Below are 12,171 nucleotides of genomic sequence, written 5' to 3'. Positions count from 1 at the left end.
GCTGGGCCGATGGTCGGCCCCGAACGGGAGTCAGCGGGGCTGGGCCGCCGGACCGGCGACCGGGTGGAAGCTGGACCGGCCGGAGCCCACCTGGAAGACGGCGCGACCGTCCTCGATCCCGACGAAGGTGGCCTTGCTCGGACCAGCGGCCCGGTAGGACTTTCCGGGGGTGACGGGCAGCGCGACCCGGGCGGTGGCGTTGACCGGCACGTCGAGGTCGACGCGGAGGCCCGCGCCGGTACGTCGCCAGTCGAGACGGACCGGGCCGCGCTGGGTCGGCACCGTGCCGCTCGCCCGGTCGAGCCCGACGGCGGGCGGGACGACGTCGACCACCGCGGCTCCCGGGCTGGCGGTGCGAACGCCGAGCAGGGTCTCCTGCACGTCGACCACCGCCTGCGCGCCCCAGCCGTGCGACTGGCTGAAGTTGCTGCCGGGATCGAGGGTCCAGGCCTCCCAGGTGAAGGTGCCGCCCTGGGCGAGGATGTTCGCCCAGCCCAGGTCGTCCGGGTTGGTCAGCAGCCGCAGCACCGCGTCGGGCCGGTCGGCGTCGGCGAGCGCCCGCAGCAGCCAGTGGGCGGTCATCGGCCCCTGCTTCATGCCCATCGACGCGACGTGGTCGGCCAGCGCCGGCAGGTCGACCCGAGGGGCCAGCCCATGGGCGATGGCGTACGACGTGGCGTGCTGCCCGGCGTGGCCGCTGCGCTCGCCGGTGGCGGACAGCCCGTCGACATAACTGCCGTCGGCGGCGCGCAGCGCGATGTTGACCGCGTCGGTGAGGTCGGCGGCCCGCCCGTCGTACGCGGTCACCTCCTCGGCGGGCCGACCGAGGGCCTCGGCCATCCGGGCGGTGGTCCGCAGCACGTCGACGCCCTGAGCGTTGATGGTGGTCCGGGCGGCGGTCGTCATGTCGTAGCCGAAGCGGCCGGGTTCGGGCCAGTCGATGATGCCGTAGCGGTAGGCGCCGCTCCCGCCGGACAGGTCGGTGACCAGGCCGGCGGTGGGGCCGGTGGCCGGGATGTGGCGCAGCACGTACTCGGCGGTGTCGCGGATGGCCGGGTACGCCTCGGCCAGCAACTCCCGGTCGCCGGTCTCGGTCCAATACCGCCACACCCAGTCGACGAACATCAGCGAGTAGTCGGGGATGTCCCGCTTGCCGTCGCCGTTGGGGTAGACGGCGTTGTAGCGGCCACGGTCGGCCTCGGCGGTCCAGTAGCGGGAGGCCGAGCGGAGGAACTCGCGGATGGCCTGCTGGGTGGCGTCGCGCTCGCCGAAGGCGGCCATCGTGGCGTACGAGATGTTTGCGGCGTCGCCGAGGAACTGGCCCTTCTCCCGGGTGGGAGTGTCGACGAACGCCTCCTGCACGGAGTAGATCGCGGACCGCTTCATCATCGTCCACACCGCGTCGAGGGTCGCGTTCGAGCTGGTGAAGCTCGCCTCCCGACCGGCGGGGACGTCGGTGTGCACCACGACTGCGGAGACGTCGCGCGCCGAGATTTCCTCACCGGCGCCGGGGATCTCCAGGTAGCGGAAGCCGAGGTGGGTGAAGGCCCGGAACTCCTGCGACCCGTCCTTCTGGAGGTAGGGGAAGCTCATGGCGGTGCCCTGAGACTCCAGGGTGGACGTGGCGACCCGGCCGGTGTCGGTGAGGGTGTAGCCGGCCCGTAGGTCGACGGTGCGCCCGGCCACGCCGGCGTCGAACCGGACGACCGGACGGGCGGGGATGACCACGCCGAAGTCGGCGACCACCGTGCCGTCGGCGGCGGTGCGCAGCGCGACCGGCGCGGCGCTGGTCTCGGTCAGCCGGGTCTCCTGCCCGATCAGGTGCGGAGACGACGCGGTCGGATGTGCACCGAGCACCTCGGCGGCGGTGAAGCCAGCGGCATTGTCGTCGTAGCCGGGCCGCATCCAGCCGGCGACCTCGGCGCGGGCGTCCTGCCGCTCGACCCGGTCACCCTCGCCGTTGCGGCGCTCCGCGTTCGCCACGAACTGCGTGTCCCGGGCGACCCGCCAGGAGCCGTCGGTGCCGTACACCTCCCGGGTGCCGTCGGCGTGCTCGACGACCAGCTTCACCAGCAGGCCACGGGCACCGGTCGGGCGGCCCTGGCCGCTGCCGTACCAGTGGTAGCGCGCCCCGATCACGAGCGGCTTGCCGGCTTTCACCAGCCTGGTGACGTCGGCGGCCTGGTAGTAGTCCTCCCCCGGGTAGGCAAAGGAGGTGCCCCGGTCGGCGCGCGTGCCGTTGAGGTAGAGCTCGTAGGTGTGGTCGGCGGCCGTGTAGGCGCGGGCCCGGACCACGCGGCTGGCGTTGGGGCGTACCTCGATGCGGGCCAGCGTGTAGTCGTCGGCCTCGGTGGTGGCGCGCCGGATCCAGCTCGCGCCCTCCCACTGGGTGTCGGCGATGCCGGTCTCGAAGGCGCCGGTCGCGGGCGGGGACTGCCGGTCGGTGCGGTCCCAGGTGCGGACCGTCCACTCGTACGCCGCGCCCGGGCGCAGGGCAGGCCCCGCGTACGCCACGTAGGACTGCTGGTCGGACGCGACCTTGCCGGAGTCCCAGACCCGGTCGCCGCCGGTTGCGGTAACGGTGATCCGGTACGCGGTCTGCGTCTCACCGGGATCGGCGTCCCGGGGCAGCCAGCCGAACCTGGGGACGCCCTCGACGTTGAGCGGGCGACTTCGGTCGCCGACCGTCAGCGAGACCGGTGCGCCCGGCGCGTGGCCGCGGGATGCCAGCGCAGGTGGGGCTCCGGTGAGGACGACCGCCACGACCGTCGTCGCTGCCAGGAGCACCGCTGTTCGGCGCCGTCGAGCCGCTGGCTGAAATCCGAGAATATGACGAGTCACGCGGGCCTCCGCTCAATGAATCGTTTCAGGCAGGCTACGCGCTCGTTGTGGTCAAGTGAAGATGTTCACTGCGGTCGGTTCCAGCCGCGCCGGAAACTGTTATCCCGGTCCGGCCGGCCAGTCTCCTGAAGGGAGGCGATGGCGGGCTTGCCCTCACCGGCTCCCAGACACGACCACGTGAAGGAGACGAGACGATGCGCGGACCCGGTCAGGGTGGAGCCGACACCGGAGCGGTGACCAGGGGCAACCACGCGAAACGTCGACGCGGGCTGCGCAGCCGCCTCCCGCTCGGCGCGACGCGTGTGCTGTGGCCGATCTCCGTGGCCGCCGTGGTCGCCGTACTGGTGATCGGGGTGCTCGTCGTGGTCCAACCGACCGGATCCGCACCCGCCCCGGCCGCGACGCAGGCGGTCGATGCCAGGGCATCGACGACCCCGCCGGCCAGCCCACCCACCGCCACCTCCCCCGCCGGCCCTGCGACCCCGACGGCGACCCCGACCACCCCGACGCCGAAGCCGACGACCGCGCGCCCGGCCGCCCCGGCGGCGCCCGGGGTGACCTCGAAGAAGAAGGGCGTCGGCGTCTGGACGTTCGACGGCGTCAGCCAGGCACTGGCCAACTCGACGGCCAGTTGGTACTACACGTGGAACGTGGGCCACCAGGGCGTCACCACCCCGAAGGGCAGCGAGTTCGTCCCGATGATCTGGGGGGCGAAGAGCGTCACTGCCAGCAATCTGCAACAGGCCAAGCGGAACGGTCGACAGCTGCTCGGGTTCAACGAGCCGGACATGGGCGGCCAGGCGAACATGAGCGTCGAACAGGCGCTGGAGCTGTGGCCGCAACTGGAGGCGACCGGCCTCCCGCTGGGCAGCCCGGCGGTGGCGTGGGGCGGGGACCGGCCCAGCGAGTGGCTGGATCGATTCATGTCCGGCGCGAAGGAACGCGGCTACCGGGTCGACTTCATCGCCCTGCACTGGTACGGCGGTGACTTCACCACCGCCAACGCCGTCAACCAGCTCAAGTCGTACCTCCAGGCGGTCCACGACCGCTACCGGCTGCCGATCTGGCTCACCGAGTTCGCCCTGATCGACTTCTCCAACGGCGTCCGCTTCCCGAGCCAGGCACAGCAGGCCGCGTTCCTCACCGCGGCGACCCGGATGCTGAGCGGGCTGACCTGGCTGCACCGGTACGCCTGGTTCGGCCTGCCCGCCACCGACAAGGACCAGACCGGGCTCTTCCGTACCGGCAGCGCAGCGACCGCCGTCGGCCGGGCCTACCAGTCCGCGCGCTGACTCGGGCTACGTCGGGTTGACGTGGTTCCGCCACGAGTGGCGGGGCTCGTAACCCAGCACCCGTCGCGCCTTGTCGATGCTGAGCAGGGTCTCGTGCTCGCCCAACTCCTTACGGACCTCGACGGCCGGGTAGACCTCGGCCATCAGGCTGGCACTGGACCGGCTCATGACCGTGTCGGCGTTGGCGATGATGAAGACGTCAGCGCCGGGCTGGTCGTGGACCAGCGCCCGCTCGACCGCCTGGGCCCCGTCGCGGGCGTCGATGTAGCCCCACAGGTTCCACCGGCGCAGCTGCGGGTCCGCGTCGAACGAGGGGAACGGTGCGTAGTCCTCGACGTCCATCACGTTGGAGAACCGCAGACCCACCATGATCAGCTCCGGGTCCCAGCGGCAGAAGTGCCGCGCCATCTCCTCCTCCAGCGCCTTGTTCAGCGAGTACGTCGACTCCGGTCGCGGCGCGTACTCCTCGTCGACCGGCGCGTACGGCGGCGGGGTGTCGAACGGCAGCCCCAGCACGGTCTCACTCGACGCCCACACCACCCGCTTGATGCCCGCCGCCCTGGCCGCCGCGAAGACGTTGTACGTCGCGGCGGAGTTGTTCGCGAAGGTGGTCGCGTTGGACTGGAGCCCGGGGGCCGGGACCGCCGCCAGGTGCACGATCGCGTCGACGCCGCCGGCGTGCTCGTCGGCGCCGCCGGTGAACGCCTCCACCACCTGCCCGTAGTCGGTGAGGTCGACCAGGAGGAACTCGCCGTCGACGTCACGGGGGTCGCGTCCGCCCGCGCGGTCGACCGCCAGCACGTCGACGCCCACGGCGCGCAGGTGCGCGACGACGGCGCGCCCGAGCTTGCCGGTGGCACCGGTGACGACGACGCGCGTGGGCAGTGCGGAAACGGTCATGACCACATCTTCTCCGGCGTGGTGCGGCGCCTCGCACGCGGGTGCAGCCCGCCTGGTGACGACAGGCACCGATCGGCAGACACCGACAATCCGGCTGTCAGCTGCCTGACATCGAATGGCATCGATCTTTACCCATTGGTAGCTTAGCGAAGTTCGTCGATGCGGGGATCGATACCGAACTGCCCAGGGCACCTGTGTGCCGTGCGGCAACCGGTCTCGGTGGCGTCCAACGGCACCCTGTCCACCCCGTCGGCGACCCGTCCATCGGAGCAACGCCGCACCACGGGGAGGGCACATGCACCACCGCACGTCACCGCGTCATCGTACGAAGGCCTGGTTTCCAACGCCGCCGCGGCACTGATCATCGTCGCCGGTGCCGGAACACCAGCCACCGCCGCACCGGCATCACCGGCTTCGGGGAAGACCGGGGCGCAGTGCGCGCCGACCTCCTCAGAGTGGCTGCGCTGCGTGACGGTCACCGCGGCACTCGACCGGGCACCGGCCACCGGGCAGACCGCCCGGCTCACCGTCACCGTCGACGCCCAGGTGGCGATCGACGACCTGCGGGTGCGGGTCGCGCTGCCGTCGGCCCTGCGCCCGGCCGCGACCCCGGCCGGCTTCACCGCGGCCCGGGCCGTGTCCCGGGTGCCGTCCGACGCGGGCGAGGTCACCACGATCAGCACCACCGTCGACGCGGCACCCGGCCGCGTCCTGCGCTACCAGACCGACCTGATCGCCACGGGCATCGGCCCCACGGTCCTGCGGGTGCAGGCGACGTCCGCCGGCGGGCCCGTTCTCGGCAGCGACGAGGTCCACGTGCCGGTCACGATCGGCGCCACGGCCCGCGAGTCCCGACTGGGCAAGGCCGACGGTGACGCGGAGGCCGCACAGACTCCGGCCGGAACGCCGGTCGTCCCGGCCAACCCGTCGGTGCCCTACCGTCCCGCGAGCACCGCCGGGCTGCCCACGCCGCACAGCGACGACATCCGGTCGCCCGGTGCGGCGCCCGCCCAGGTCACCTGCGTGACGGGCAGCTTCAACTACAGCGACAACAACGGCGCCTGGCACCCGTCGAAGAACCTGCAGTACCAGGTGTGGGACGACGACACCTTCGGCGACGACCTGCTCGCGGCCGGGCTCACCGACGGCGCCGGCGCCTACCGCGCCTGCTTCAACAACGACGACGGCATCGGCGGCGGTGGCCAGGACGTGTACGTCCGGGCGGTCACCGAGGGCACGCAGTACAAGGTGGAGGACTCGGACGACGACGCATACGCGTTCCGCAGCACCACCCGTGACAACCTGGGCAACGGCCGCACGTACGACTACGGACAGCTGCACACCGCGGACACGACGTTGATGCCGGCGTACCACGCGTACGACACCGCCGACGACGCGCTGGCCTGGACGCCCGGCGACTGCTGGGACAGCCGCGACGAGAGCTGCCAGAACATCGACATCGAGTGGGAGCCGGGCTCGACCGAGGGCACCTACTACGACCCCAGCGACGACGAGGTCCGGCTGCTCGCCGCCGACCCGGGCAATCCGTGGGTGGTGATCCACGAACTCGGTCACGGTGTCATGGACGACGTCTACGAGGACAACTACCCGCAGATCGGCTCGGAGTGCAGCCCAACGCACTACCTCACCCGCCGGTCCGGCCCGGCCTGCGCCTGGTCGGAGGGCTTCGCCGACTGGTTCGGCGCCGCCGTGCTGAACAACCCCGACCTGCCCGGCTACGGCAACATCGACACCGCGACCTGGGGCACCCCCGACTGGGACGATGGCGACCAGGTCGAGGGCCGCGTCGCCGGCGCAATCTGGGACCTGCTGGACACCGGCACCGAGGGCACCGACGCGTACCGCGACACGCTGACGAACGTGTGGGACACCTTCCTGGATCACCGGGTGACCAGCTTCGCCGCCTACTGGTCGGCGCGCGGCCAGGACGGCCACGAGGTCGGCGACCCGGCGCTCGGATCGCTGTTCCAGAACACGATCGACTACGGGTTCCGCCGGGCGTTGACCGACGGTTCCGAGGTGACCGCCACGACGCCGCCGAACGACCAGAACTTCCGGTACGACACGCGGCACGAGGCATGGTCGGTCGTCGCGGTCCGCCCGCCAACGGGCGGGGACGACGACGTGACGCTCTTCGACGACCGGGCGCAGACCCAGCGGCTGGAGGAGAGCCTGCTCGGCGTCGACGTGACGGACTTCGTCGCGGTCGACTCCACGGCCGGGCGGCGCCCGCTCGGCGACTACTACCCGCGGGTGCACCGGGTCACCGGCACGGGGGCGTACACCATCGAGCTGGCCGACAGCGGCCAGACACTGGTCGACACCGCGAAGCGGCAGATGGGCACGGGTGACGTGGCCGCGATCTGGAACTCCTGCCTCACCGCCGGCCAGCAGGTGACATTCACCGTCACGCCGGGCGACCCGAGCCAGGACGCCGAACTGTTCGTGGTGTCCTCGACGGCCGGCGCGCCGGCCACGTACGTACGGGACCGGGCCAGCGCGGCGGCCGCGACCGGGACCGGGGCGGGCCAACCGGAGTCGCTCGCATACACGACACCGGCCGACGGCTGCGTCGGCGTGATCATCGCCAACCGAGCGGGCAACGGCACCTACACGCTGACCCGTTCCTGATCAGGTGAGGTTCCGGCGGGTACCCACTCTCGGGTGCCCGCCGGAACCCGTACCGGCAGATGGAGCGTCCAACGGTGATGACCCGACGTCTGCTGCTCTGCGCGGTCCTTCTCCTCACTGCCTGCGGTGACCGACCGGCAGCCCGGCCACCGACCGGCGCGGACACCGTGATCGCCGAGGTCGACCGGCACGGCGGTTTCGCCCCCGCCGCCGAGCAGTGGGCGCTGCCGGCGCTCACGCTCTACGGCGACGGCACCGCCGTGACCCGAGGTGACGACCGGGGTGCGCTCCTGACGGGCCATCGCCGGACGCTCTCGGCGGCACAGATCGACGCGCTGTTCCAACGGGCGGACGACGCGGGCCTCTTCACCGAGCGCGACTATCCGCAGGACGTCACCGACGCGGCCACGCTCACCGTGCGGCTGACCACGACAGGCGACACGTACGAGACGACGGTGACGCAGCCGTCGCCCGACGAGGGCGGTAACCGTGGCGAGGTGATCGCGTTCGCCAAGACCGCTGCGGCCTCCGGCGTCGACGCCGGCGAGTACCTGCCGCAGCGGGCGGCGGTGCTGGTGGTGGCCGATTCCGAGAACGACTCCGACGTACGGCCCTGGCCGCTGGACGTGCCCCTGTCCGCGATGGACGGCGCACCCCAGCGGCCCTGCCACGTGGTCGACGGCGCGGCGCTGGCGCCGCTGCTGGCCGAGGCCGGCGCGGCGCGCGGCGAGACCCGATGGCAGGCCGAGGGACACCGGGTACGCCTGGTGGTCCGGCCGCTGCTGCCGCACGAGCGCACCTGCGCGGACCTCCGCTAGAAGGATCACGATGTTGTCGGCGTGTAGCTCGGCTCCGGTGAGGTCGGGAACGACACGGAGCGCCACCGATTGGTAACGTAGCGACGCTCCCGGCGATGATGGCCGCGCCGATGTCCCTGGGGAGGGCCGACATGTGGGCGGACGAAGCTGCGTCGGACGCGGCGGGCCGTCGGCTCGACGAGTGGGAGTCGTCCCTCGCCGAGCCCCGCCCAGTGCGGACATGTGCAGACGTTCGTGCAGGGTCAGCTAGCGAAGCGACCGGAAGGCGGCGCGAAGCTCTTCGGAAAGAAGTTGCGGCTGTTCCCAGGCGGCGAAGTGCCCGCCCTTGTCGAGCTTGTTGAAGTGGATGAGATTGGGATACGCCTGCTCCGCCCAACTCCTCGGGGTCTGATACATCTCGTCGGGGAAGACGCTCACGGCAGCCGGGACAGAGACGCCCTTGGCGGAGAAGAAGGAGAGCTTGTTCTCCCAGTAGATCCGAGCCGCGGAAGCTCCCGTGTTCGTCAGCCAGAAGAGCGTGATGTTGTCGAGGACGTCGTCCCGCGTAAGGCCGACGGGTTGTCCGGCGAAGGCCTGGCAGATCAACTCCAGGCTGGCGGCGTCATGGTCGATCATGTAGCTCGCCAGAGCGATGGGCGAGTCCGCGAATCCGGTCAGTGTCTCCGGGCGCGTCCCCATCATGGCAGCGTAGGCGGAGTGCTTCCAGAAGAAGTTCAGCTGCTCGCACGCCCGCTTTTCCTCGTCGGAGAGGTTCGACGGCAGCGAGGCCAGCGCGTTGCCCGCTCCGGTGATGTCGGACTGGAGCAGCGTATCGATGTCGGGCGGAATGATACCCGGCATGTTGGTGTGAATGCCGAGCAGTTCCGGTGGCGCCTGCAGACCCATGACATCCGTGATGAGCGCACCCCAGTCGCCGCCCTGGGCCACGAATCGCGTGTAGTCGAGGCGCTTCATCAGCTCGATCCAGGCGCCCGCGATGCGCTCGGGGCCCCAGCCGGGCGTGCTCGGCTTGCCCGAGAAACCGAAGCCGGGCAGCGATGGAATCACCAGATGGAAGGCGTCCGACGCGTCCGCGCCATGCGCCGTCGGGTCGGTGAGCGGACCGACGATCTTCAGCTGCTCGATGACCGAGCCCGGCCAGCCGTGCGTGACGATGAGCGGCAGCGCGTCCTCGTGCTTGGATCGGACGTGGATGAAGTGGATGTCGAGCCCGTCGATCTCGGTGATGAAGTTCGGCAGGGCGTTCAGCCGCGCCTCGACCTTGCGCCAGTCGTACTCCTTCTCCCAGTAGCGCGCGAGCGCCTGGCTCGTTTCGAGCGGCACGCCCTGCGATTGATCGTCGACGGTCTGCTTCTCGGGCCACCGCGTGGCCGCGATGCGCGCACGCAGCGCCTTGAGGTCCGCCTCGGGGACCTCCACCCTGAACGGCCGGACCCCTACGTCCGGTCGCGCTTCCGTCTTGACAGCCATGTGGGCCCCTTTCCGTTTCGAGCTCATTGGAGGTCGAGCAGGGCTTCTGCCCTCCTGCCGCGACAAACGGCATGCCTCGGCTCCTGCTGCGGAAGGGGCATCTTCAGTGAAGGCGCAGCCCGGACCTGTGCCAGGTCGGCAGAGGCGCGCCGGCACATCTCCGTCCAAGCGTAGAGAGCCTTTCCCCGTGTCGGGGCCATACGAGCAATCATGGATGGCGAGGAGTTTCTTGCCTTGCTCGCAGCCCAGGTGCAGCTTCGTGGTCAACCCACCGCGGGAGCGGCCGAGCGCGTGGTCGGCCGGCTCGACGCTGACACCGCCGGGTGGTTCGGCCTGCACGTCGCGCCATGGGGCATGAACCATCTTTCGGAGACCTCGCCATATGCCGATCTTCGACACGCCGAACGATCACTCCAGTTCGGGCACCACCGCCGACTCGACGGGCCCTAGCATCGTCGGCATGGCAACGCGACTTGTTCAGATCAACATGAAGGCTCGCGACGACTCCGCGCTGGGCGGTTTCTGGGCGAAGGCGCTCGGCTGGGGGGTCTCCAGCGAGGGACCCGGCGTGACCAACCTCGAACCCGAGGGCTTCGTCTACCCCGACCCCGTCGCCGTCTGCCTTGACCTCGTCGTCTCCCCGGAACCCAAGACGGTGAAGAACCGCGTGCACGTCGACCTCGCCACCACCTCGGCGGCCCATCAGGCGGAGGTGGTCACGCGCCTGAAGGATCTCGGCGCAACACCCGCTGACATAGGCCAGGGCGACGTGCCATGGACGGTCATGGCCGACCCAGAGGGCAACGAGTTCTGCGTGCTGGACCCCCGACCGCTCTATCGAGACACCGGACCGATCGCCGCGGTAGTGGTCGACTGCGCGGATCCGCGAGCCATGGCCCGCTTCTGGGGCAAGGCCATGGACTGGACCCTGCACGAGGTGACCGACCACAACGCGGTACTGCGTTCCGCCAAGGGCGTTGGCCCATATCTGGAGTTCATCCGCACACCCGACGTGAAGACCGTGTGGAACCGCGTCCATCTCGACGTCCGCCCATACCCGGGTGACGACCTAGAGGCCGAGGCGACCAGACTGCGGACTCTCGGCGCCACCGCCATCGACCTAGGCCAAAACGATGTCCCGTGGACCGTCCTCGCCGACCCGGAAGGTAACGAGTTCTGCCTCCTCACGCCAAGCTGACCGGAGCTGATGATGGATGTGGACGAGCCGGCGCTTGGTGCGGCATTGCCCGGGCGAAATTGGCAGGATGGCGCCATGGCCACGGTCGCTGTGATCGGTCTGGGTGGAATGGGTAGCCGGATGGCCCACCGGTTGCTCGATGCCGGCCATGACCTCGTTGTCTGGAACCGCACGCCGCAGAGGGCCAGCGATCTGGTGGCGCGTGGCGCGGTCGCTGCCGGCAGTCCGGCAGAGGCTGCCCGCCGGGCGGATTTGGTCATCACCATGCTGTCCGACCCGGCCGCGCTGCAAGAGGTGGTCGAGGGCCCGCTGGGCATCCTCGCCGGTGCTACCGCGTCGACGACGCTCGCTGAGATGTCCACGGTCGGGCCGTCCGCGGTGCGATGGTTGGCCGCGCAACTGCCGGATGGTGTTGGCCTGCTCGATGCGCCGGTGCTGGGCAGCGTCTCGGAGGCCGAGTCGGGTTCGCTGCGGATCTTCGTCGGTGGGCCGGAGCCGCTCGCCCAACGGTGGATGCCGGTGTTGGGCGCGCTTGGCTCGCCGATGCATGTCGGACCGCTCGGTGCCGGCGCGGCGGCCAAGCTGGTAGCCAATTCGACCCTCTTCGGAGTGCTCGCTGTTCTCGGTGAGGCGCTCGCCCTCGCGGATGGGCTTGAACTGCCGCGTGACACAGCGTTTGAGGTCTTGTCCGCGACTCCCGTTGGCGCGCAGGCGGATCGGCGACGACCAGCAGTCGAGTCCGGTCAATTCCCGCTCCGGTTCGCGCTGTCACTCGCCCGTAAGGACGCCGATCTGGTCGTGTCGGCCGCCGAGTCGGCAGGCGTCGAACTGCCGGTCGCGGTGGCCGCGCGGCAGTGGGTCGCGTCAGCCCAGGAGGCCGGCCTTGGCGACCGGGACTACTCGGCCGTGATCGCGTACATCACCGACACTGCCCGATCAGCCTGAGACGTGGGCCGTGCGGCAGGCCCGTCAGGTGACCGTTGAACTCTTCCTCGCCTGC

General features: G+C 70.6%; 8 protein-coding genes. 5 read left to right on the top strand and 3 right to left on the bottom strand.

Annotated features, from left to right (window positions below):
• Window positions 1–30: 30 nt before the first annotated feature.
• Window positions 31–2,787 carry a family 78 glycoside hydrolase catalytic domain gene (locus tag OG470_RS23795; RefSeq protein WP_328415592.1) on the bottom strand — a complete coding sequence of 919 codons (2,757 nt, stop codon included), beginning with the start codon at window positions 2,785–2,787 and terminating at the stop codon, window positions 31–33.
• Window positions 2,788–3,035: 248 nt separating this feature from the next.
• Here OG470_RS23795 and OG470_RS23790 point away from each other — a divergent pair, with 248 nt between their 5' ends.
• Window positions 3,036–4,133: a glycoside hydrolase family protein gene (locus tag OG470_RS23790; RefSeq protein WP_328415590.1), complete on the top strand. Its 1,098-nt coding sequence runs from the start codon at window positions 3,036–3,038 to the stop codon at window positions 4,131–4,133.
• A gap of 6 nt (window positions 4,134–4,139) precedes the next feature.
• Here the strand turns inward: OG470_RS23790 and OG470_RS23785 are convergent, their stop codons facing one another.
• Window positions 4,140–5,033: an NAD-dependent epimerase/dehydratase family protein gene (locus OG470_RS23785; protein WP_328415589.1), complete on the bottom strand. Its 894-nt coding sequence runs from the start codon at window positions 5,031–5,033 to the stop codon at window positions 4,140–4,142.
• A 468-nt stretch (window positions 5,034–5,501) separates the two neighbouring features.
• Between OG470_RS23785 and OG470_RS23780 the strand changes: the two genes are divergently transcribed.
• Together OG470_RS23780 and OG470_RS23775 are read left to right on the top strand one after the other, a co-directional pair.
• On the top strand, window positions 5,502–7,685 hold the full coding sequence (locus OG470_RS23780; protein WP_328415587.1) for a hypothetical protein: 2,184 nt from the start codon (window positions 5,502–5,504) through the stop codon (window positions 7,683–7,685).
• 77 nt (window positions 7,686–7,762) lie between these two features.
• Window positions 7,763–8,503 carry a hypothetical protein gene (locus OG470_RS23775; RefSeq protein ID WP_328415585.1) on the top strand — a complete coding sequence of 247 codons (741 nt, stop codon included), beginning with the start codon at window positions 7,763–7,765 and terminating at the stop codon, window positions 8,501–8,503.
• A 246-nt stretch (window positions 8,504–8,749) separates the two neighbouring features.
• Here the strand turns inward: OG470_RS23775 and OG470_RS23770 are convergent, their stop codons facing one another.
• Window positions 8,750–9,973 carry an epoxide hydrolase family protein gene (locus OG470_RS23770; protein WP_328415584.1) on the bottom strand — a complete coding sequence of 408 codons (1,224 nt, stop codon included), beginning with the start codon at window positions 9,971–9,973 and terminating at the stop codon, window positions 8,750–8,752.
• A 460-nt stretch (window positions 9,974–10,433) separates the two neighbouring features.
• Here OG470_RS23770 and OG470_RS23765 point away from each other — a divergent pair, with 460 nt between their 5' ends.
• Together OG470_RS23765 and OG470_RS23760 are read left to right on the top strand one after the other, a co-directional pair.
• Complete coding sequence (locus OG470_RS23765; protein WP_328426564.1) at window positions 10,434–11,171, top strand: VOC family protein; 738 nt, start codon at window positions 10,434–10,436, stop codon at window positions 11,169–11,171.
• Window positions 11,172–11,183: 12 nt separating this feature from the next.
• Window positions 11,184–12,116, top strand: a complete 933-nt coding sequence (locus OG470_RS23760) for an NAD(P)-dependent oxidoreductase (RefSeq protein ID WP_328415583.1) — start codon at window positions 11,184–11,186, stop codon at window positions 12,114–12,116.
• The last annotated feature ends 55 nt before the right edge of the window (window positions 12,117–12,171 follow it).

Source organism: Micromonospora sp. NBC_00389 (genome assembly GCF_036059255.1).
In the GTDB taxonomy this organism is placed as follows: domain Bacteria; phylum Actinomycetota; class Actinomycetes; order Mycobacteriales; family Micromonosporaceae; genus Micromonospora.
The sequence above is the reverse complement of the archived record's forward strand: the minus strand, read 5'-3'. Positions and strand labels throughout refer to the sequence as shown.